Raw genomic sequence first — 20,702 nt, 5'->3', positions numbered from 1 at the left:
GATGACCTCTTATCAAACCTTGCGGCGACTGACATACAGCGCCGCATGTTCTAACAAGTAATCTCCCTGCAACGTCATACGAACATCAGCCCCCTTCACACTGTGAGCCGGTTTAGCGTATACCCAAACTCGCTGAGTGAGGCCATTGTCTAGATTCACCACATCCATCTCAACGCGTCGATAACCGTCTGGTTCAGTTATCCGCTCCAGTGCATCCATTTCGGCCAGTGCGTCATCATCCACACTAAAAACCTGACCGAGCACTGGGTGTCCTTCTCCGGCGTCTAACAGCAACCAAGGGGAATAGCGCTCGCCAACCAACAAGAGCGGATAAGACACTGTGGTGCTAAAGACGCCCGGAATACGCTCGCCTTGGTTGCGTTCAAAATTAGGAAAACCTTCTTTTAAGGTGCCAAAAACAAACACACACGGCATCACACATTCCTTATCCAATGACTCTCTCTAGGGGGCATCACGATCCGCTGGAGTGCCTGTAAAAGCAGAAATCAACGCATGTGGATCGCTTTTTTCAGTTTGTTCTACGCAGGCTTGCGCCCACCAAACAAGCTGGCTAAAAGTACGGTTAATATAGCTTCCCCAGCGGTTATGATCTTGATTCACTTGGGTTGTGCCATCCTCTTCAAATACCTCTTGGGCATGGGGAATATGCACCATGGAGGACACAGGTAAACAGCCTAATTCACTTAAAAAGACACGCATACCAACAGCCGCACGCATGCCGCCCCATTGCCCAGAAGAATAAGTCACGATCGCACTCGGTTTATAAGAGAACAAAGAGCTGCCAAAATGATTCAATAAATTCGCCAGCGCAGGACTGATGCTGTGGTTGTACTCAGGGCTCAGCATAATGTAGCCATCGGCGGCACGAATTTTATCCGCTAACAAATCTAAGTCTTGTGGCACGGTGCGCTTGGAATAGGAAAAGTGCGGCTTAAACACAGCACCTAATTCGTATTCCAGCGGATCAATCAATTCAATCTCATGCTCTGGATAACAAGTCGAAAAGAAAGACAAACACGCCTTACTGACTCTTTCTCCTAGTCGCGCTGGGCGTGGCGGTGTACTGGTTCTTACTGATCCAAGGAAGATCAAAAACTTCATTACTCTCTCCTTCCAACAAATATGACGACTGAACCGAACAAAGCGGCTTAGGTGTAATGCTTTTCTTGATCGATACGCCCTGCTTTCATGGTGACCCCATGGTCACACATGTAATCAATCACGTCAGGATCATGACTCACCATGATCATAGTCAAATCACGACGGGCCTTTAAGTCATTTAATAAATTCAATATTTCAGCCTGAACCGACATGTCTAACGCCGACGTCGGTTCATCCAGTAATAACAACTTGGGTTCAAGCAACAAGGCGCGAACAATGGCCACCCGTTGACGCTGACCACCGGACAATTGATGTGGGTAACGGTCAATCATATTTTCCGTTAACCCCACCTGCTTAAAGCCCTCGCTAATGCGCTCATCAATGTCTGGCAAACCGAGCAACTTCAGCGGCTCCGCAAGCGTTCGACGCAAGCGGTGCTTGGGGTGTAACGAGGCGTAAGGATCTTGAAACACCATTTGCACTCGGCGACGTAAATCGCCAGTGAAAACCTTACCAGATTCCAGTGTCTGACCAAATAGGCTAATGTCGCCTTCCCAATGCGGATTTAACCCAGCAAGCACCCATAAAAGCGACGATTTGCCACACCCCGACGGACCAACCAAACCAAAACATTCTCCAGCTTCGACGGTTAAATCTATGTCGTGTACCACAGTATTGCGCTGCAAGCCTTGGGCATGACTCACACTGACGTTTTTAAGCTCTAGCACGTTCAATTCAATGTCTCCAAGTGCTCGCGATCTAAGGTGGGCAGAGGCTGGCCACGCTTAGTAATGTTGGGTCGGCACGACCATAAGGTTTGCGTGTAAGGGTGGGTCGCATTTGGCAAGTCTTCTGCGGGTAAATGATCGATCAAGCGCCCCTGATACATCACCATTACGCGCTCACAATAATCGGCGACTTGCTGAAGATCGTGACTGATCAATAAAAGTCCCATATTGCGCTCTTCTACAAGAGAATGGATCAAGTCCAAAACCTGATCTCGAACCGCATGATCTAGGGCTGATGTGGGCTCATCGGCAATCAATAATTGCGGATCATTGATCAGCGCCATTGCCAACATGACCCTTTGCCCCATGCCACCAGACAATTGATGTGGGTACATTTTTCTTAGCTCAGCAGGGTTAGGAAGCCCCACCGCATCGAGCATGTGTTCGACTTTTTCTGTCCTGGCTTTACGGGACATGGATTGATGCAATAGTAAGGGTTCGGCCACTTGACGACCGATGTTTTGAGTCGGATTCAGCGCGTACTTAGGGTCTTGCAATACCATGGAGACTTGATGACCACGCAGCCGGTTCCATTGTCGTTGGTCGTAGTTTAATACCGGATGCTCAAGCAGCTGAAAACGCTCTGCGTCTACCACTAACGAATCCGCTAGCAAGCCCATTAATGAGCGAGCGGTAAGCGACTTACCAGAACCGGATTCGCCGACCAAGGCAACGCGTTCGCGCCCCATGGAAAAATCAATTCCTTTGACCAGCTGAGTGCCGTCGTTAAGGCCAATATGCAAGCCGCGCACGTCCACTAATGTCGTTTTATTTGTCATGACGAGGGTCCATTTTATCTCTCAGCCCATCTCCGAGCAGATTAAAAGCAAGACTGGCTAATAAAATAGCCACACCCGGTACCGCCGCGACCCACCATTGATCGAAGATCACTCGGCTACCACTGGCCACCATAGAGCCCCATTCCGCCGCGGGTGGTTGAATGCCCATGCCTAAGAAACCAAGCCCTGCAGCGGACAGAATAATGCCCCCTAGATTTAGCGCCGCGCGAACAATTGCGCTGGGTAAAATCAATGGCAAGATGTGCCCAAAGATCAAACGCCAGCCACTGATGCCTTGCATTTTTGCCGCTGACAGATAATCACTACGACGGATCGATAAGGTTTCCGTTCGCGCTTGACGCGCAAAAGATGGCCAGCTGGTAAAGGCCAACGCCAATGCGCCATTCATCAAACCAGGGCCTAAAATTGACACCAATGCCAAGGCAATAACCAAGCTTGGCAAGGACATTACAATGTCCGTTAAGCGCATTAAAATACGCTCTACCCAGCCGCCAAAATAGCCCGCACAAATCCCTACCGTTAAACCAATTGGCACGGTTAATACAATAACCAAGCTGACTAATAGCAAAGTAGGACGAGCACCATGCAGCACTCGTGAGAAAAGGTCGCGACCAAAGCGATCGGTACCAAACCAATGCTGCGCATTGGGTGCCAATAACCGATCTTGGATATTTTGCACATTGGGATCAAAGGTCGATAATTGCGGAGCAAGCAAAGCCAATACCACCAGCAAAATCACCAACGCCAAACCAATATTTAAGGTACTAAACAGACTTAGCCATCGAAAAGCACCATGTTTTTTTAAAGTCATCATCGTGTTCTTGGGTCCACCCATTTAGTCAGTATGTCGGCAAGCGCATTAAGCAACACAAAACAGGTGCCGATTAATAAGGTCGCTCCTAATACAGCCGCCGTATCCGATGCGAACAATGCGCTGGTCAAATAGCGCCCTAAACCAGGCCAAGCAAACACGGTTTCCGTTAACACCGCCCCTTCTAATAATCCGGTGTAAGACAAGGCCAATATGGTAATCAAGGTGCCTAATACATTAGGGAACACATGCACTAATAAGATACGCAAACGACTGGCGCCTTTAGCTTGTGCCAGAATCACGTATTCTTTATTACTTTCTTCCAACATCACCGCTCGTAACAGGCGAGTAATAGACGCCATCGACAGTAACGCCAAGACCGCAACGGGTAACCAGAGGTGAGCGATGGCATTTTTTATAATATTAATGTCACCGCTACGAAAAGCATCCAACAGCACAAAACCACTGTCTTGCGTCATGGTATAGGTGTAAATATCATCCAGTCGGCCAGGCCCTGCGGACCAATGTAGCGTCGCATAAAAGAGCAATAGCCCAAGCAAACCAAGCCAGAAAACCGGCACAGAATAACCTAACAGAGAAATAAACCTTGCCAGCTGATCTAACCAACTGCCCGGCTTATAGACCGCTAAGATGGCAAATAAAATGCCAAAAAAGGCACCAAAAAACATCGCACAAGTGGCCAGTTCAATGGTCGCAGGAAAAGTACGCATAAGGTCATTAAGCACAGGTTGCTGGCTTAACTGAGACATGCCTAGATCACCATGAGTCAAACGGCCTAAATAATGCAGAAACTGCATCGGCAAAGGCTCATCTAACCCCAATTCGTGTCGTGCTTGCTGATAAGTTTCCTCACTCGCATGATCACCCACTAACTGCAATGCGGGGTCGATTGGCGCAGCGCGAGACAGCAAAAAGGTAAACACCAATAAGCCGAATAAGGTCAGCGCTAACGAAATAAGGCCGCTCGCCAAATGTTGGCTGCGGCCTATCCAAAGCCGACGCATTGCGCCGGCTGATTTATCAATATTACTCATTATTTAGAAACGTTTTGATAGTAAACCATGTCTGGCGTAATGCCTTGGACATAACCTTTTAGATTATCTCGAATAGCAACCAACTTTTTATTTTGCAAACCAATCACGAACGGTGCACTTTCACGCACCTGACGCTGCAACTCTTGGTACATTTTTGTACGCTTAACAGGGTCAGTTTCGGCGCGGGCTGCAATGGTCATTTTGCTTAGCTCTGGAATCTGCCAATTGGCACGCCATGCTATGGTTTTTGAGCCATTTTCCGGGTTGTAAGCAAACGAAGAGGCATTGGTATTAGGGTCAAAATAGTCCGGCCCCCAAGACGATACATTGGCTTCGTAGTTATGTTCTTTTACGTCATTAGACACTTGGCTACTGATACCAGGAATCAGTTCCACTCGGATACCCGCTTTCGCAAAGCTGGCTTGTAATGCTTGAGCAACATCCAAATATGGCGGTTGGTTAGAAACCACCAATTTGAAGTGTGGGTCTTTGATTCCAGCGTCTTTTAAGATCTGTTTCGCTTTTTCTGGATCGTAATGGTATGGCTGATCCGTCAAAGCGCCGTTGAAGCCTTGCGGAAGGAAAGACTGCTGAACTTGAAATTGACCACGCATCAAGTCTACGGCAATGCCTTTGTAATCAAATGCCCAATGCGCCGCTTCCCAAAATTTCGGATTGCCCAAATCTGGGTTATTCTTCGCTTTGGTATTAAACATGATGTAATAAAGTGATGCATAAGGTAACGCTAAGGCTTTCACCCCAGGCTTTCCTTGTAGCGACTCAAATTGATCAGAACCTAGGTTACGTGCAATGTCCGCATCACCTTGCTCTATCAATAGTTGACGGGTTGCCGCATCAGGGACGTTTTTCATCAAAATCATCTGCATTTTAGGTGCGCCGGCAGGCGATGTTTTGTTTGCCGTCAGAACCAATGCTTCATGAGGCGTGTATTTCATAATTTGAAATGGACCACTGCCAGCCGAATGATTGTTTAACCAAGCGTGACCAAAATCGCCATTCTTGACATGCATCTCAACGGCTTTTTCATCCACGATAGAAGACGCTGGAGCCGACAATAAACTTAAAACAAACGAAGGACCCACATTAACGTCCCAAGTGATTTTTACCTTATTAGCGTCCACTTTTTGTAGGTGGCTATCCACATTGTCTTTATCCCAACCTAATTGGGTCAAAATAAAAGACGGCGCTAAATTCAATTTTACCACTCGGCTTAATGAGAAAAGCACGTCTTCTGGTCGAATAGGATTACCACTCGCAAACTGAGCATTATCCCGCAGTGTCAGTGTTAAACTACGCGGCGTCGATACCCAACTGGTTGCCAATGTTGGTTTTAATTCTGTTGGGTTTTCAGGGTCTGACTGAACCAGTCGCTGATAGATATTGGTAAAGGTTTGTACTGAGGTTAATTCAAATCCTTGTGCTGGGTCCAAACTGGTCACATCGTCGAGCGATTGAGCAACAACCAACGCGTTTGGTGGCGTTGCAGCCATGGCCGCGATGCTCCCTGTAAGCAGTATGCCTGTGGCAATCCATTTTTTAATCATCTGGTATTTTCCTAACTAAATAGTCAATTTTATGTAAGTGTAAGTGACCTAGCTTATTTGGGAAAGAGCCCACCTCGCTTTGGCTTTTATATGCACATTCTATCTATTTTTCTTAATTTATTTAACTTAATCGAATAAGAGAAAGGTTATATTTGCCCTTTTTAACCATTAGCTAACAGCTTGGTTAAGGTGTGGGCAGAAATGGCTTGGCAACCTGTCGCATTTTGCCCACACCAAAGAGACGCAAAATTTGTGCCGCCTTGCATGGAGTCTAATGCTTTTAGCTGTGTCATTTCGATTGACGCATGAGGAAACGCTGGGGCAGAGGGTGACATATACGCCAGCTCTTCCATCACACGATTCACCACAGATCGAGCAGGTCGACCGGTAAACACATTCGTCAAGGCCGTGTGCTGCGCCGCTTCACTTTGCAGCGCCTCTCGGTGAGAGGATGAAATCCGAGACTCATCACACAACAAATATGTCGTGCCTATTTGCACCGCTGCCGCACCCAGCGCCAGCAAAGCCTGTATCTCTTTATGATGGGCTATCCCTCCTGCACCAATTACAGGCACTTTTAGCACTTGAATAAGTTGTGAAACCAGAGAAAACAGCCCTACCTGAGTGGTAATGTCATCAGATAAAAACATACCGCGATGGCCGCCTGCTTCTACCCCTTGTGCAATGATGGCATCCACACCTTGCGACTCTAACCAGAGCGCTTCTTCTAAGGTCGTCGCGGATGACAGAACCTTACTACCCCAAGACTTCACCCGCTGCACTAATTCTGGATCAGGCAGGCCAAAATGAAAGCTGACCACAGGAGGCGAAAACGGCTCAATGGCATCGGCGATGGCGTGATTAAAAGGCGTTCGGTTGGCGCTATTAGGCAGGCTTTTTGGTGTCGCTCCAAACGCCGCAAAATAGGGCATTAATTTGCTCTGCCAAACCTGATGTTCTGCTTCGTTATACTCGATCGGTTGATGGCAAAAGAAATTCAAATTGTAGGGTTTGTCTGTGCCCGCTTTGATCAACTTAATTTCACTGACCATGTCCTCCACACTAAGCATGGCGCAAGGCAAAGACCCTAAGCCACCCGCGTTAGACACGGCTATTGCCATATCGCTTCCTTGGGCTCCAGCCATAGGCGCCTGAATAATCGGGTGCTCACAGCCGAGTAAGCGCTTACCTTCCAGGTTGATCATACTTTCTATTCCTTATTCTTCAGGCGTTCATTGGTAAATTTATTTCACGTTCGGCAAATGACGTTGGATGGCGCTTGGCAACACACGCAACAATTGAGCTCTCATAAAATGCCATTTCGCCGACAACAATAATAATCCGCCACCGATCAGCACCCCAGTCAAAGCAAAGCTGTAGCCAATGCCACCATAACTCTCAATGATGGCCGACACCGCATACAGCACATAAATCAACGAAGACACCATAAAGGCCCGACGATCTACCGCAATCGAAATAGACGTCATCAGCAGATACAAAAAGACCACAACAAGCATGCTGAGCAGGCTCTCATTGCCATTCAAAATGCCTAAATTTGAGAAAATAGGATGAATGATCAAGGGCGCCGACAGTAAATGAAGCCAGAAGGCGACGTCTGAACGACGAGTGATACGCTGAGTATCACTCGCATCCCAATACATCGCTAACAGAAACGCGGCAACGCCACACAAAAACAGCACCATCATCAAACCCGATTTGGCCGCAGGAAACATCACCAAAACAAGCGAGAGAACAGAGACAAAAAGCGCACCGGTTCCAACCGCAACCGTAATAGGAACCCTAAAACGTCGCCAATGAAGGTAAGCCGACACTGTGGTCACCGCCGCGGCAAAAAGCGATGCCGCCTGCACAGAGAAAGAAGGGATCGAAGAGGAAATTGAAAACACACACCAAAAGACACCTCCCATAAAAGAGAGGAGCAAAACAATCGCTGGCAGGGCCATTTTACGCTTACGAACAAAAAACTCAGCCAGCCCCCAAGATAAGGCCGCGAAGACCAGCATAGCAAGCGTGTTGCTGCTAGGCCTAACCACCCAAACAGATGAAAACAATAACAAGCTACACGCAATCACCACGAAGATATCATTGAAACCACCCACTAATCGGAAGTTTTCTTCATCGACGGCGGCGGTTTGCTTTTCTTCTGCTAATAACGAGCGAAATTCAGTGACTGCGGTGTCAGTAAACACACCTTTCTCTACGGCATAATTTAAATCTTCATCCGTGTACATACTGCAGTTAACCTTTTCTCATTAAGTAGGCCGCCATTATTGCGCTTTTCAGGCACCGGAAGAAGCACTTTTACTTGACCGAGATAAAGAGACAGTTAGAAGGAAAGAACGAAAAGGAAGAGGAAAAGCAGGAAGAGTGAAAAAGAGCAGACGGTGATCACCAATCTGCTCGGTATAACGCGGTTTATAATCTGTCTGAAATATTACGCACTAGGTCCGCACCAGGTAACTGGCTCGCGATGCCACATAACCATAGATACGTTCTATGTAATGGATAACCGCGGAAGATCCAACGTTTTCGAAGTTGATTAAAGTTCTTAAAAAACGCTTTTTTATGGCCTGTAACAGGTTGTTCACAAACAGAGTTCCAACCTTTGTAGACCCCAGATAGGTCTGCTCCACGCATATAACGTTGCAGCCATTTAGGGAACCGAGCGAACGTCATCGCGGACTGAAAATCAATAAAATAGGGTTTACCGTCTTCCCCTAAAATCACATTTCCTAGATTGCGTAAATCTAGGTGAACAAGACCACGGCGGTGCATTTCCGACACCATGTGTTCAAGTTGATTAAAGAAGGATTTAGGCACTGTTTCACCTTGCTTACTTAGCGTACGCAGTGGCACCCCTTCGATAAAAGCATACGCGATGCCAATAGAAGACAAGCGGTGGAACTCATCACTCACACCATTCATGCCTTGCAGACGCGCTAGCGCCTTATATTCTTGATTAATAAACAAACGAGCAAATGTCTTACGAACTATCCAGGGACTGTGTTGAAAGTCTTTGATGACTAAATCAGTCTGATCGTCTTTATAACGATACACGATAGCATTAGCAAAGCGGCCTTTATGGAGGACGATTAAATTGTCAGTATGAAAGTCTCGCTCTGGAAAACATTCACTTAATTGTGAAATCAGTACTTGCTCGTTCATAATCAAAATCTACGTAAGTAATTGCCTAGACAACAATATTAACAAACGTAATGATCATCCAGTAGAGAGCAGAGAAAAAGTCACTCTTTGTTACGAATTTATTTCAAATTGTTCAAAAATCTTAGCAGAAGCGTGCTTAATTGGTCTCTCTCTTGGTGAGAAAAACCACTTAAGGCCTTCTCAAACACACGGTTTACCTTGGGCTGAATATTCGGGATAAAGGCATCACCTTTGGCGCTTAAGCTCAAATACATTGAGCGCTTGTCTGTCTCAGACGGGCGTTTATCCAATAACCCCTTGCCTTCAAGCCGACACAATAAGCGGCTCATCGCCCCTCGATCGTAATCCATTTCAGTGCACAAACTCGCCAGCGTACTTCGGCCATTGTAAGCCAGAATCATCACAACCCGATATTGAGCTGCGGTTAACTCCAATGCTGACAGCTCAGCGTCGATCGACGACACAATGTGCGTTTTAATCGCTGAAATTAACAAGCCAAAGTCCGCGATTGACTGCAGCTTTTCCAGCTTATTCACCTGCAAAGCAAATGGCTTTAACATAATCCCCCATCCTATTTAATAACGCGCTACGGCCTTCTGTTAATAAGCCCCAATGAGCACATAATAAAAGACAGAAAGCGAAAAAAATATTAACTAGCAAAGATGAATTACATCAACAAGATAGCTTGCCTCTTGAGTTGAAAACAGTGAGTAAATACAAAGGACACACTACATAAGGTTACTGACAGCCCTAACAAACTTGGTTAAGATTAGAACAATCCCATTCATTGTTGTTTTACGAAAGGCGACTCTCAACCCAAGGCTGTCTCTATGCAAATTACCAATTCGCCATTCAACTATGCTCAAGCAGGCCTTAAAAACAGCCAAACAGGGTTGAACGAAGCAAGTCAAAAAGTCGCAGAAGCCGCCACTCAAACAGCCGATAGCAATCAATCCAATCGCTCAGGCAGTCAAATACAAGATGGGGTAATACAGGCAAAAGAAAGCGAGCTGAACGCAAAAGCGAACGCTCGTGTTATCAATAGCGCAGATCAGGCTATTGGTTCATTGATTGATATTCGAGTCTAAAACGGCCTTAAAGCGCCAACAATTCTGTCATCTCTGACGCCAATAAAGGGCGTACAAGGCGCCCTACTTCTTCACCATTTTTTAAATAGATCAAGGTCGGCCAAAGCGTAACACCAAAGGCTCGCCCTAATTTTTTTCCCTTCCCATCAAACACCTTGATATGCCATAGCGAGCGCGTTGACAGCTCATCAGCAACGATCGGAGCAGACGCCTGACAATGCCCACACCAGGGCGCACCAAACTCAAGGATGACATCGCCTGCTAAAAGCTTAATGTCTTCAACGCTTGGGGCTTGCTCAGAATAGTCTGGGTTAAACCCCATAGTAGCGGCATTTATCTTAGTCATTATTACTCCCTGCGTTAAACAGCCCCGTAAGCGCCATACCAAAGAATGGCAAAAAAGTGACATGCGGTTCCCGATAAGACAAACAAATGCCAAATCAGATGCCCATATCGCAAACGCGCATCAAACGCATAAAAGACTACGCCTAGCGTATAGAGCAGGCCACCTAACACCAAAAGCATCAGACCTTGTGGCGCCATAAGCTCAACTAAGGGCTTGATCGCAATGATAATAAGCCAGCCCAGCAAAACATATAAGGCGGTTGAGACAAGCGGATGTTTGGCTTTGCCAAAAGCTTTTAGCAAGACTCCTACCGCTGCCAGCCCCCAAACAGAGGCTAAAATAGACCAGCCCCAAGCACCTCGTAGCACCCCTAGCATAAACGGCGTGTAGGTACCGGCAATCAAAAAATACACAGCGGAATGGTCAATAACTCGAAATAGGTTTTTCGCTGGTCCCGCAGGCGCAGCATGGTACAAAGTAGAAGAGAGGTAGAGCAAAATCATGGTAGCGGAAAAGACGCTGACGCCAACCAAAAAACTGGTGTCGGCGTCGTTAATGGCGCTGATAATTAAAAATGGTGTACCGATGAGCGCGGCCAGCAAACCGAGCCCATGGCTGATACTGTTGGCAACTTCTTCCCCGAGCGATTGTTCTCTTTTCGCGGGCGCTAATACATCTTCCATTTCTTTTTCTCCATCCATCATCAAACCCAGTATTGGGTTTTAACCAAATCGATAAACGGTCAAGCGTTAAGGCCTAGATTGTCTCTTGGCCTTAACGTAAAGCATGATGCTTATGATCTAGTGTTGCAACATTGAGATTGGTTGCCTTTCTAGTCGATTGTAGAGGCGTGAACTTCCATTTGTTCCGCTAATAGAAAATCCTTTTCAGAGAGCCCTTCAACATCTTCTGTGGTTAACTGTATATGCACTTCATTGTAGTTATTAGACCATTCTGGGTGATGATCCATTCTTTCTGAAATCAAAGCGCATTGCGTCATAAACCCAAAAGCTTGCTGAAAGTTTCTAAAGGTAAAGCTAGAAGACAACTTACCGTTTTTAATTTCCCAATGGCCTTGCGTAGACTTATTAAGCTCGCTAAGTGACCATTCTATTTCTTCTTGTGAGAGTGCTTTTAATGACATAAATACCTCCAAAGGCTGTTCTTATCTGTGCACCTTCATCCCTGATATTATTTTATTCCCCATGTATAAATGAAGTATTGGAGTATAAAAGTGCGAATGCAATCGCATGGAATAAAGATCACTCTAGTTGCCGTTTTTTTGCCTCTTAGGAGGCTATATGATGAATCCATCACCTTGCGTAAAATATCTCTCTAAAGCCTTAATCTCCCTGTTTTTATTCTTATGCTACGAACCTATTATGCTTTGAATGCTCTTGCAATAGAGACAGTCGCCTTTGCATTTTTAATCTTATTTAAGATCAATTCTGGTGCGCTATCCGCAGCCTGTTTTGCTGCAAATAGGGCCGCAGATTCCGCCACACCGTAGACCCCCACCGTGTTGAAAACATACTCAGAATGGGTGCTTAATAAACTTGCCATTGGGGTGAGTTGCTCTGCACTGAAGGTCTGAAATGACCAAGCATACTTTTCCGCTAAAGCGATTAGATTCTCTTCATCGGCTTTTATATCTATGCTGCTCAAAGAATGAATATCCTTCGGTGTTAATCCTTTTTGAGACAGCCCTTCCAACATGAGGCGTTCTAAAAACGCCAGTGGACAACCTCGCTCACACCCCATACCTAAGGTATAAACAGGATTCAGATACGCCTTGGCAGTCGTTGCCACCAATTGAGCCCCAAGACTATTTGCGACTTGAGCCCCCCATTCATTCGCCCCGCCTTCATGGCCTGATAAAAGAGGAATAACAAATTTCCCCAACTCATCTAAGACCAACACCGGAGGGTCTTGGTATTTATCTTCTATAACGGGCGCCAAGGTCCGCATAACAATGCCTGTGGCACAAATAAACACCAAGTGATCGCCTTGCTGGAACGCTGAGCGCACCTTTTGAGCAAACGGCTTGGGCTTATAATCCAATACCGCCTCAGGCCACTGACGTAATATGCGCCTAGCAAGCTGCTCACCCGCTGGCGTCAGGGCAACAATGCGAATCAACGTGTACCTCGCTCGCTCTTAGTCACGACAAACAAGGAGAAATACGGCCCTGCTTTGTCTTCCAATGTGGATACGTCTTGCACTATGCGCTCATTATCACGGCCAATGTACTCTAGATATTTTGCGTCTTGCAGGCGGTTCGTCTTCCGTAGAGCGGTCAGTATACGAGGTCTAGCACGGCCCGCTTTCATAATAACAACACTGTCGTGTTGCTCTAACGCGGTATCAATTTGCAATGCAGAGTGACGCCCACTCACGACAGCAAACGACTCTTTTAATACCGTTAATGGGTGATTCAAGGCCGAAGATGCCGCATTAATAGAAGAGACTCCAGGCACTACCTGACAAGAGAACTGCCCCTCTAAACGTTCTAATAAATACGCAAAAGAGCCAAAAAACAGTGGGTCCCCTTCACATAAAAACACCACATCACGTCCGTTTTCTAGCTCATCGGCTATCGCCTGTGCTCCGCCATCATAGGCCTTATTGGCTTCTTCACGATCGGTTGACATGGGCATCACAATCGCGATTTCATTTTGTTGATGGGTAACACCTGAAAAGGCTTCACAGGCAATGTTTTTGGCTTGTGAATTGCCTTCGCCATTGGCCAGATAACTCACCACACTGGCACCTTGAATTAAACGTAGTGCCTTTAAAGTAATCAATTCAGGATCACCTGGGCCGACTCCAACCCCAATAAAGCGCCCTTTTGTTTGTTCGTTTGTTATCATCTCGACAGCCTTCATTACTCGGTGTCCTTTTGTGTATTAATAGCCATTGACGTCTTAATAAATAAAGACAAGGTCACTGGCAGATTAGGGCGATACAGCCGCTGACCGGCTAAACGATCTTGTTTGGATACAGCCAACTGCAAACTGTGTTCTTCGGCGTCTTGCAAGCGCGCACGCTGATTGGCAAATTGCATGACCTGAAACTTGCTGTCTTCTGTCACCGCGCTCACCATTAAATGGCCACCAAGAGGCAAACATGACCATACTTGCGCCATCAGGTCATTCAAAGCGCCATCACTGCCACCAATAAAAACTTTATCGGGTAAGGGCAAATCGGCCAATGCTTCAGGTGCACGCCCTGCCACAATGGACAAATTACGGGTAACGCCAAAACGATCTTGATTGGCTTCTAGGCAGGCTAAGCGTTGTGGATGATGCTCAATGGCAATGATGTGGCTTTGCTGATGCCAATAGGCAAGCTCCACACTCACACCACCACAGCCAGCACCAATGTCCCAGACTGTATCACCCGCTTGAAGCCCCAAATAAGAGAGGATAACCAGCCTAACTTCGCGCTTGGTGATCATCCCTTTGCCGTCGCCTTTATCGGTAACAAAGGCGTGATCAGGAATCCCCGGTGCGCTCGGATACAGGCTTCCTTGACCGCCACTCGGCCTGCCTGTTTTCACGACAATGACGTTTAACGGGTCAAATGTCAGTGCCGTTTGCTCGCACAAGGTTGTGGCAGAGAACTGACGTACCTGCTCATGTTGATACCCCAAAGCTTCACAAACGGTGATCTCACTGTGAGCTAAGCCGGCCGCTAGGCACTCTTGTGCAATGTGTTTTGGCTGACTGTATTGATCTGTCAGTAACACTAGGGTTTTATTGCACTGCAATGAAGAACGTAGATTCGATAAGGGTCGGCCATGCAAACTCACCACCTGCACATCTTGCAATGACAACCCCAGACGATGACACGCCATTTGAATACTGGACACATTAGGGTAAAAAACCAATTTATGAGCAGAACCGACGCCGCCAAAAGTACGCTTAAGCCAAGCTCCTACCCCATAAAATAGAGGATCTCCAGAAGCCAACACCACCACTTGTGCTGCGCCTTCTTGTTGCCATTGCTCGAATTTAACCGCCAATTGAGACAGCTTAGGCAGCTTTTCTACCTGGGCTTGATGTGCAAAGTCCACCAGGGTGTCATGCTGCCGAGGCGAGCCTACGACTATGTCATGTTCGGTTAAGTTTGATAATACGGCTTGTGCTGGCGCCGCTAAATTCGCACATTCCGCCACCCCCAACCCAATCACATGAATTTGCATCAATAATACTCACCCAAGTTACAACGCAGTAAGGCATTGCAGCTGGCAGAAGTCACCGCACTGCCTCCCATACGGCCGAGTAATGTAATGCATTCTACGCCTAGTGTTTGGTGCGCATCCCAAAGCGCTTGCTTGGATTCTGCCGCGCCGACAAAGCCCACCGGCATACCAATAATCAAAGCCGGTTTGGGCGCGCCTTGCTCAATCATTTCCAATAGGCGAAACAAGGCGGTTGGTGCGTTACCAATCAAAACGACACTGCCTTCTAATGAATCCGTCCACAGGCTTAATGCCGCCATAGAACGCGTTTCACTTCGATTTTTCGCCAACATGGCAACCGTAGGATCGTTTAAAAAACACAGGGGTTCACGCTCAATCATGCGCTTAGTCACACCCTGCTTGACCATTTCCACATCGCATAAAATCGCACCATTATTCGCCAACGCCTCGCGCCCAGCCTGCGTTGCGTTCGCACTAAAGCGCACGCTGTTCGCCACATCAGGCAACCCCAAACTGTGTACGATGCGCATCACCACTTGTTGTTGATCTTGAGTCAGCGCAGAAAGGTCGGTTAGCGCACGAATCTGACGAAAACTGTCTTGTTCAATCGCCTGTGGGTTTTGCTCGTAGCGTTGCGGCTCTGACATAGAATGACTCTTTTGGCTAATATTATCGTTGGTTGAATTTGTCACTGTTGGCTGTCTTTTTGATCATGAATGGAGGGACTACAGACGCTTAAGCAGGCCTCTAGGCAAGTATCTGTGTCATTAAACTCTTTGTCCGCGGCAGGCAATCTAGGTCGCTCTTGAAGCAACACATCTATCCCTAATTCCCGCGCGGCTTCTAGTTTAGCGTACGTGGCGTCACCCCCACTGTTTTTACTAACAATGACATCTACTTGGTAATCAACAAGCAGCTTTCGCTCTTCCTCTAAAGCAAAAGGGCCAATGGCTTTGATCCACTGAACGCCTTCTGGCAGGGGGAATTTTGCGGCCACAGCCGTGCGCCAAATAACGGACGCTACAGTATCATTTTTGAGAATCGTTCTCAACAAAGATTCGGGCATTTGCCCTGCACTGAGCAATGGAGTACGACACCCTTTGAGCAGTGAAACTAACGCGGAATCATCTTGGTAATAACGCCAGCGGTCACCCGCTTTAGGTTGCCAAGCGGGGCGATGAAAACGCCAGCAAGGAATGCCAACTTCACGGGCAGCGACCACCGCTTTACTGCTCATGGTGTGGGCATAAGGATGGGTCACATCCAAAACCAGGGTAATCTGATTGGCTCTTAGGTATGCGGCTAAACCACCAAACTGAGTAAAACCACCAACCACCAGCTCACAATCCACTTTTGGCACTCGCACCAACCCAGCCAAGCTGTACACCACTCGAACGCCCGCTTGATGAAGGGTGTCCGCCAGACGACGCCCGTCTGCGGTGCCTCCTAGTAATAAAATTTTCATTTCATCCTTCCTCGCGAATCTGCATCTGTGGCATGACCGACAAACTGACCACGACGATCAATTGCCCAGACTTCCAGTGCTATGTGCGACGGTATATAGGAACGCGCAAAATGTAATGCCTGAGCACAAATCGCGTCGGCGAGTGGAAGGCCCGCTTGCTGAGCAAATTTCAATGCTTCTACACTGGTGTTCGCCTGGGCCATTTTTTCAGTCAGCTCAACCTCAGCCCCTAAGCGGGTCGCTAAGCTTGCCAATGCCGGTAAATCAATGCTCGATACTCGACTGTTTAGATCCATATGCTGTTGAGCCAATTTGCTGATTTTTCCAAAACCGCCACACAAGCTTAATGTCGTTAATTTGGCGCCACTGTGCTGCTCCACTTTTCTCACGTGCTTAAGCACAGCTCCGACAAAGTCCCCCATTTCGATCAACGCCATATCATCGAGTTGATAATGTTTTTTTATCGCGTCTTCACTGCTATTGCCTGTGGTGGCTGCAATGTGAGTAATGCCATTGGCGCGCGCCACATCGATGCCTTGGTGGATAGACGCAATATAAGCGGCGCAAGAAAACGGCCGAACTATGCCTGTGGTACCAAGAATTGAAATCCCGCCCATAATACCAAGACGCGGGTTCATGGTTTTTTCTGCAATCTGAGCCCCATTGATCACCCCAACAGAGACATCAAAGCCCCCTTGGTAATGATAGGTTTGAGCAAAACCTTCAAGGTGCTCTGTCATCATTTTTCGCGGCACAGGGTTGATTGCAGGCTCACCCACGTCAAGCAATAAGCCGGTACGAGTCACAATACCAACCCCTTCAGCGGCATAGAAATGTACACCTTGCTGCGCGCTTAACGCCAGTTCGACAAAAATCGTCGCCCCATGAGTCGCATCAGGATCATCGCCTGCATCCTTTATGGTCGACGTGCGAGCGCTTGATTCGCTCACCTTATACGCTTCAATCGTCAGATCAACCTGCTTCCCTTTTGGCAAGGTCACACTAACCGTTTTATCTTGGCGTTGCGCAAAAAGTGCTTGCGCCGCCGCCACACAACACGCCGTCGCACAGGTGCCTGTGGTCAGACCGGTGCGCAATGGCGTTGGCTTTTCTGCACTTTCAGGCCACATATTATGCGCTCTCACCCAAACGGTTTACGCCTAAAAAAAGAGCCGCTGTCGCCGCTAAGTTTGACGGGAAAAACAAATGCAAATAACTGGCGGTTAGCCCCTGCTGCTGGTAAATGGCCTCCCCTGGGGCTGGATGACGCTGACGGCGGCCATAACCAACTGGCTCTGGCGTGTTCGCGCTGCGTGATCTGTGATGAGCATGGCCACGAATGTCCCCTTGCGGCACCACGGCCGTTTGCATACCTTGACAACCACGCTTACCGCGCATGGCTCCTTGGCCGGGTAAAATGCCCAACATTGGGTAACAATGACCTTCTAAATCTGTCAGCTCTTCTAAGCTATACAACATGCCTCCACACTCGGCGAGAAGGGGTTTGCCAGTCGCAAAAAACGCCTGTATCGCAAGTCGCATATGCGTATTTTCAGACAAGGTTTTGGCGTGCAATTCTGGGTATCCACCTGGTAACCAAAGCGCGTCAGCGGCTGGCAAGTGCGAGTCTTTTAACGGAGAGAAAAAGACAATAGTCGCGCCCAAGCTTTTTAGTGCATTCAGGTTGGCATCATAAATAAAACTAAAAGCGGCATCTTTCGCCACGGCGATGGTTTTACCTTGCAAATGACGCTTAGCCGGTACTTCTGCGTGATCGCGCTCTGCGGGTAGAAAAGCCACCGGTTCCGGCAGGGTTAATAAACCGTCATCATTTGATTGTTGCAACCAGTCAACCGCTGCTTCAAAACGAAGCTCAAGTTCGTCCGCGACTTCTTCTGCTTGTACCAACCCCAAATGGCGCTCTGGCAGTGTCACTTCTTCATCGCGCTTCAATGTCGCCAGCAATGGCAAAGACGCCGGCAGCGCGTCGCGAATTAACTCAGCATGGCGTTCACTTCCACAACGGTTCGCAATCAAGCCAACCACGGTGACATCCGCTCGAAAATTCGCCAACCCTGTCGCCAAGGCCGCGGCCGTTTGCGCCATCCCCTTCACATCCATCACAATGGCCATCGGAATACCAAAACGTGCCGCAAGATCCGCACTGGATGGCTCGCCATCAAACATCCCCATGGCGCCTTCAACAAGAATCAGGTCCGCAACTTTTGCTGCTTGATACAAACGATCCTGACAGTAATCATCACCTGCCATCCAGATGTCTAACTGCTCAACCGGTTGTTGGGAGGCTTGGGCGAGTATTTGTGGGTCTAAATAATCAGGCCCAGTTTTAAACACCCTGACCACCTTTCCTTGTTTGGTAAAGTAACGAGCCAAGGCCGCCGTAATCGTTGTTTTACCTTGATTCGACGCCGGAGCAGTAAGAAAAATAGCAGGGCAATAGATGGTTTCTTGACTCATTGTTTTGTCTCTAAAAGCGAATTTAATAATAGGTAATCGGCGCCAAGTTGTTGCGCGATTTCAGCCCCTCGACCACGTTTCACCTGGGTGTTTTCAGTATCGATCAAGACACAATGGCCTAATAATGCTTTGTTGCTGCCCGCTGAAAAGTCCGTCACATCCGCTTGTGTACGACCGTCCGTTACAATGTACGTTTGGCTAATTAACCCAGAGGTTGCCTTATGCTGCTGGGTTAAATATTGGCTGACCTTCTCGATGGCAAGACGAAACGGCGTACCACCTCCAGCCCCTAATTGATTTAACCTCTCTAGAATTTCCTTGGGGGCGCGGACTTTCGGCAAAACAGCCGACACGGCGTCTTGACCAAAGCCTAAAATAGCCATTTGTTCACGGGCCAGATAGGCTCGATTGGCGATGTCTAGAATCACCCCTTTGGCTTTCGCAAAGACACCTTGCGCCAAGGTCGAGGCCGATGTATCTAACAGCACCACATGCAATACAGGCAGACCAGCATGGCGTTTCTTAGGCAATAATTGACTTGGTGGCCAGCTTTGCGGGTGACTGATAATGCTTCTAAACCAATCGATTCCCTCCCCCGCCACAGACCCATCAAGACAATACCCACTCGCGGCCTTACCTCGTTGCTTTCCCGGCGCCACCTCTCGTAAATTTTTCGATGAGGTCTTTGTTTTTTCAGGAGACTGCAGCGTCGGTAATCCAATACGCTCACTTGCGACTTGTCGTTCTGGCTGCATACTGCCCCATTCCCCCTGTTGAGCAGGGTCAGGTGAAGCGGAGTCTGTATTATCAGGCAATGAGCTCGGTGGACGCCTTGATGGTGGCGTAGAAGGCGGCGTTGAATTGGGCGTCGTTGGGGGCTTAGGCGACTCGGCTTGGCGGCGATGGCTCAACACAAGTTCTTCTACCGCCTGAACATCACCAATCGACACCATGTCAGCACCACGCCACGCGGCATGCGCCATTGCAGCCCTTACCCAGACAATATCCGCTCGCACACCGTCTACCTGAGCGTCCTGGCAGCGACTGGCAATGTCCATACGCAACGCGTCTGTGCAGCGTACTTTAGGTAAGCCATTGCGGGCGATTTGAATGCTGTTTTTTAAGTTACGCTGTTTGTATTTGAACGCCTCACAAAATGCCTTCGGATCCTGATCGTATTCATCTCGTAAGCGAACAATTTGTACCCGCTCTTCCAAGCTGTAGTGGTTATCCAGAGCGACCATCAAACCGAAGCGGTCTTGCAATTGAGGACGCAATTCCCCTTCGTCTGGGTTCATGGTTCCCACCAATAAAAAGCGCGCTTCATGCTCATGACTGACGCCATCACGCTCAACTCGGTTAACCCCGCTGGCAGAGACATCCAGCAGTTGATCCACCAAATGGTCACTCAGTAAGTTCACTTCATCCACATACAAAACACCGCCGTGGGCTCGGCTTAATAAACCAGGCTTAAAGACAACTTCTTTGTCTTGCAGTACTTGCTCTAAATCTAAAGCGCCTAACAAACGGTCTTCACTCGTACCGAGCGGCAAGGTGGCAAATGGCACCAGCTCATCCCCTTGCAGCGCCGGCATGATGCCAGACAAACCACGAGCCAAAGTGGATTTCGCAGAGCCACGTGGACCACTAATCAAGACACCACCGATTTTCGGATTAATCGCCGATAAAATAAGCGCCAATTTTAAAGACTCTTGCCCAGCTACGGCGGTAAAAGGAAAGTTGCTATGGGCTAGGCTACTCATGGTGTTACCTGTCGTTGATTAGGGTCAAAGG

General features: G+C 47.9%; 23 protein-coding genes. 1 reads left to right on the top strand and 22 read right to left on the bottom strand.

All coding sequences use genetic code 11. The features are described 5' to 3' along the window. Positions 1-12: 12 nt before the first annotated feature. The 11 genes from E0D71_RS08185 to E0D71_RS08135 form a co-directional block, all read right to left on the bottom strand. The gene (locus E0D71_RS08185) at positions 13-453 is read right to left on the bottom strand and encodes a gamma-glutamylcyclotransferase family protein (RefSeq protein ID WP_243711984.1); all 441 of its coding nucleotides are present in this window, start codon (positions 451-453) and stop codon (positions 13-15) included. Positions 454-462: 9 nt separating this feature from the next. Continuing rightward, positions 463-1,122, bottom strand: coding sequence for an NAD(P)H-dependent oxidoreductase (locus E0D71_RS08180; RefSeq protein ID WP_133002834.1), 660 nt, complete (start codon positions 1,120-1,122; stop codon positions 463-465). A gap of 47 nt (positions 1,123-1,169) precedes the next feature. Next, a complete protein-coding gene (locus E0D71_RS08175) occupies positions 1,170-1,850 on the bottom strand; it encodes an ABC transporter ATP-binding protein (protein ID WP_133003328.1) in 681 nt (226 codons plus the stop codon). A 2-nt stretch (positions 1,851-1,852) separates the two neighbouring features. Then, positions 1,853-2,689 carry an ABC transporter ATP-binding protein gene (locus E0D71_RS08170; RefSeq protein WP_133002833.1) on the bottom strand — a complete coding sequence of 279 codons (837 nt, stop codon included), beginning with the start codon at positions 2,687-2,689 and terminating at the stop codon, positions 1,853-1,855. Then, on the bottom strand, positions 2,679-3,524 hold the full coding sequence (locus tag E0D71_RS08165; protein WP_133002832.1) for an ABC transporter permease: 846 nt from the start codon (positions 3,522-3,524) through the stop codon (positions 2,679-2,681). Before E0D71_RS08165 ends, E0D71_RS08170 begins: the two co-directional genes overlap by 11 nt. Further along, positions 3,521-4,576, bottom strand: a complete 1,056-nt coding sequence (locus E0D71_RS08160; RefSeq protein ID WP_133002831.1) for an ABC transporter permease — start codon at positions 4,574-4,576, stop codon at positions 3,521-3,523. Before E0D71_RS08160 ends, E0D71_RS08165 begins: the two co-directional genes overlap by 4 nt. Then, positions 4,576-6,141, bottom strand: a complete 1,566-nt coding sequence (locus E0D71_RS08155; RefSeq protein WP_133002830.1) for an ABC transporter substrate-binding protein — start codon at positions 6,139-6,141, stop codon at positions 4,576-4,578. The genes E0D71_RS08160 and E0D71_RS08155 overlap by 1 nt, the downstream gene beginning before the upstream one ends. Positions 6,142-6,302: 161 nt before the next feature. Continuing rightward, entirely contained in the window at positions 6,303-7,346 is a 1,044-nt protein-coding gene (locus E0D71_RS08150; protein ID WP_133002829.1) for a nitronate monooxygenase, read from the bottom strand. A 39-nt stretch (positions 7,347-7,385) separates the two neighbouring features. Beyond that, positions 7,386-8,393 (bottom strand): hypothetical protein, encoded by a 1,008-nt coding sequence (locus E0D71_RS08145; protein ID WP_133002828.1) that lies wholly within the window; start codon positions 8,391-8,393, stop codon positions 7,386-7,388. Between the two features lie 184 nt (positions 8,394-8,577). Continuing rightward, positions 8,578-9,327, bottom strand: coding sequence for an RIO1 family regulatory kinase/ATPase (locus tag E0D71_RS08140; RefSeq protein WP_133002827.1), 750 nt, complete (start codon positions 9,325-9,327; stop codon positions 8,578-8,580). 98 nt (positions 9,328-9,425) lie between these two features. Beyond that, entirely contained in the window at positions 9,426-9,887 is a 462-nt protein-coding gene (locus E0D71_RS08135) for a MarR family transcriptional regulator (RefSeq protein WP_133002826.1), read from the bottom strand. Between the two features lie 270 nt (positions 9,888-10,157). On the opposite strand from E0D71_RS08135, the gene E0D71_RS08130 reads away from it, so the two are divergent. Further along, positions 10,158-10,415, top strand: a complete 258-nt coding sequence (locus tag E0D71_RS08130; protein WP_133002825.1) for a hypothetical protein — start codon at positions 10,158-10,160, stop codon at positions 10,413-10,415. A 7-nt stretch (positions 10,416-10,422) separates the two neighbouring features. On the opposite strand, the gene E0D71_RS08125 is transcribed toward E0D71_RS08130, so the two are convergent. From E0D71_RS08125 to E0D71_RS08075, 11 genes are all read right to left on the bottom strand, one after another. Further along, complete coding sequence (locus tag E0D71_RS08125; protein ID WP_133002824.1) at positions 10,423-10,761, bottom strand: thioredoxin family protein; 339 nt, start codon at positions 10,759-10,761, stop codon at positions 10,423-10,425. Positions 10,762-10,775: 14 nt separating this feature from the next. Next, on the bottom strand, positions 10,776-11,444 hold the full coding sequence (locus E0D71_RS08120) for a hemolysin III family protein (protein ID WP_133002823.1): 669 nt from the start codon (positions 11,442-11,444) through the stop codon (positions 10,776-10,778). A gap of 149 nt (positions 11,445-11,593) precedes the next feature. Continuing rightward, a complete protein-coding gene (locus E0D71_RS08115) occupies positions 11,594-11,905 on the bottom strand; it encodes a 4a-hydroxytetrahydrobiopterin dehydratase (RefSeq protein WP_133002822.1) in 312 nt (103 codons plus the stop codon). Positions 11,906-12,141: 236 nt separating this feature from the next. Next, entirely contained in the window at positions 12,142-12,900 is a 759-nt protein-coding gene (locus E0D71_RS08110; RefSeq protein ID WP_133002821.1) for a cobalamin biosynthesis protein, read from the bottom strand. Continuing rightward, a complete protein-coding gene (gene cobI / locus E0D71_RS08105; RefSeq protein WP_133002820.1) occupies positions 12,897-13,631 on the bottom strand; it encodes a precorrin-2 C(20)-methyltransferase in 735 nt (244 codons plus the stop codon). The genes E0D71_RS08110 and cobI overlap by 4 nt, the downstream gene beginning before the upstream one ends. 14 nt (positions 13,632-13,645) lie before the next feature. Next, positions 13,646-14,965, bottom strand: a complete 1,320-nt coding sequence (gene cbiE / locus E0D71_RS08100) for a precorrin-6y C5,15-methyltransferase (decarboxylating) subunit CbiE (protein ID WP_133002819.1) — start codon at positions 14,963-14,965, stop codon at positions 13,646-13,648. Then, positions 14,965-15,612, bottom strand: a complete 648-nt coding sequence (locus E0D71_RS08095; protein WP_133002818.1) for a precorrin-8X methylmutase — start codon at positions 15,610-15,612, stop codon at positions 14,965-14,967. The genes cbiE and E0D71_RS08095 overlap by 1 nt, the downstream gene beginning before the upstream one ends. A gap of 41 nt (positions 15,613-15,653) precedes the next feature. Beyond that, on the bottom strand, positions 15,654-16,430 hold the full coding sequence (locus tag E0D71_RS08090) for a precorrin-6A/cobalt-precorrin-6A reductase (protein ID WP_133002817.1): 777 nt from the start codon (positions 16,428-16,430) through the stop codon (positions 15,654-15,656). Next, on the bottom strand, positions 16,427-17,560 hold the full coding sequence (locus tag E0D71_RS08085) for a cobalt-precorrin-5B (C(1))-methyltransferase (protein ID WP_133002816.1): 1,134 nt from the start codon (positions 17,558-17,560) through the stop codon (positions 16,427-16,429). Before E0D71_RS08085 ends, E0D71_RS08090 begins: the two co-directional genes overlap by 4 nt. A gap of 1 nt (position 17,561) precedes the next feature. Next, positions 17,562-18,908, bottom strand: coding sequence for a cobyrinate a,c-diamide synthase (locus tag E0D71_RS08080; RefSeq protein ID WP_133002815.1), 1,347 nt, complete (start codon positions 18,906-18,908; stop codon positions 17,562-17,564). Next, positions 18,905-20,671 (bottom strand): ATP-binding protein, encoded by a 1,767-nt coding sequence (locus E0D71_RS08075; RefSeq protein ID WP_133002814.1) that lies wholly within the window; start codon positions 20,669-20,671, stop codon positions 18,905-18,907. The genes E0D71_RS08080 and E0D71_RS08075 overlap by 4 nt, the downstream gene beginning before the upstream one ends. Positions 20,672-20,702 lie beyond the last annotated feature (31 nt).

Source organism: Marinomonas sp. KMM3893 (assembly GCF_004352855.1).
In the GTDB taxonomy this organism is placed as follows: Bacteria; Pseudomonadota; Gammaproteobacteria; order Pseudomonadales; family Marinomonadaceae; genus Marinomonas; species Marinomonas arenicola.
The sequence above is the reverse complement of the archived record's forward strand: the minus strand, read 5'-3'. Positions and strand labels throughout refer to the sequence as shown.

Coding starts and splice junctions, on each gene's coding strand:
- E0D71_RS08180 (WP_133002834.1), bottom strand. CDS start 1,122: ATGAAGTTTTTGATCTTCCTTGGATCAGTAAGAACCAGTACACCGCCA.
- E0D71_RS08170 (WP_133002833.1), bottom strand. CDS start 2,689: ATGACAAATAAAACGACATTAGTGGACGTGCGCGGCTTGCATATTGGC.
- E0D71_RS08165 (WP_133002832.1), bottom strand. CDS start 3,524: ATGATGACTTTAAAAAAACATGGTGCTTTTCGATGGCTAAGTCTGTTT.
- E0D71_RS08160 (WP_133002831.1), bottom strand. CDS start 4,576: ATGAGTAATATTGATAAATCAGCCGGCGCAATGCGTCGGCTTTGGATA.
- E0D71_RS08155 (WP_133002830.1), bottom strand. CDS start 6,141: ATGATTAAAAAATGGATTGCCACAGGCATACTGCTTACAGGGAGCATC.
- E0D71_RS08150 (WP_133002829.1), bottom strand. CDS start 7,346: ATGATCAACCTGGAAGGTAAGCGCTTACTCGGCTGTGAGCACCCGATT.
- E0D71_RS08145 (WP_133002828.1), bottom strand. CDS start 8,393: ATGTACACGGATGAAGATTTAAATTATGCCGTAGAGAAAGGTGTGTTT.
- E0D71_RS08140 (WP_133002827.1), bottom strand. CDS start 9,327: ATGAACGAGCAAGTACTGATTTCACAATTAAGTGAATGTTTTCCAGAG.
- E0D71_RS08135 (WP_133002826.1), bottom strand. CDS start 9,887: ATGTTAAAGCCATTTGCTTTGCAGGTGAATAAGCTGGAAAAGCTGCAG.
- E0D71_RS08130 (WP_133002825.1), top strand. CDS start 10,158: ATGCAAATTACCAATTCGCCATTCAACTATGCTCAAGCAGGCCTTAAA.
- E0D71_RS08125 (WP_133002824.1), bottom strand. CDS start 10,761: ATGACTAAGATAAATGCCGCTACTATGGGGTTTAACCCAGACTATTCT.
- E0D71_RS08120 (WP_133002823.1), bottom strand. CDS start 11,444: ATGGAAGATGTATTAGCGCCCGCGAAAAGAGAACAATCGCTCGGGGAA.
- E0D71_RS08115 (WP_133002822.1), bottom strand. CDS start 11,905: ATGTCATTAAAAGCACTCTCACAAGAAGAAATAGAATGGTCACTTAGC.
- cobI (WP_133002820.1), bottom strand. CDS start 13,631: ATGATAACAAACGAACAAACAAAAGGGCGCTTTATTGGGGTTGGAGTC.
- cbiE (WP_133002819.1), bottom strand. CDS start 14,965: ATGCAAATTCATGTGATTGGGTTGGGGGTGGCGGAATGTGCGAATTTA.
- E0D71_RS08095 (WP_133002818.1), bottom strand. CDS start 15,612: ATGTCAGAGCCGCAACGCTACGAGCAAAACCCACAGGCGATTGAACAA.
- E0D71_RS08090 (WP_133002817.1), bottom strand. CDS start 16,430: ATGAAAATTTTATTACTAGGAGGCACCGCAGACGGGCGTCGTCTGGCG.
- E0D71_RS08085 (WP_133002816.1), bottom strand. CDS start 17,560: ATGTGGCCTGAAAGTGCAGAAAAGCCAACGCCATTGCGCACCGGTCTG.
- E0D71_RS08080 (WP_133002815.1), bottom strand. CDS start 18,908: ATGAGTCAAGAAACCATCTATTGCCCTGCTATTTTTCTTACTGCTCCG.
- E0D71_RS08075 (WP_133002814.1), bottom strand. CDS start 20,671: ATGAGTAGCCTAGCCCATAGCAACTTTCCTTTTACCGCCGTAGCTGGG.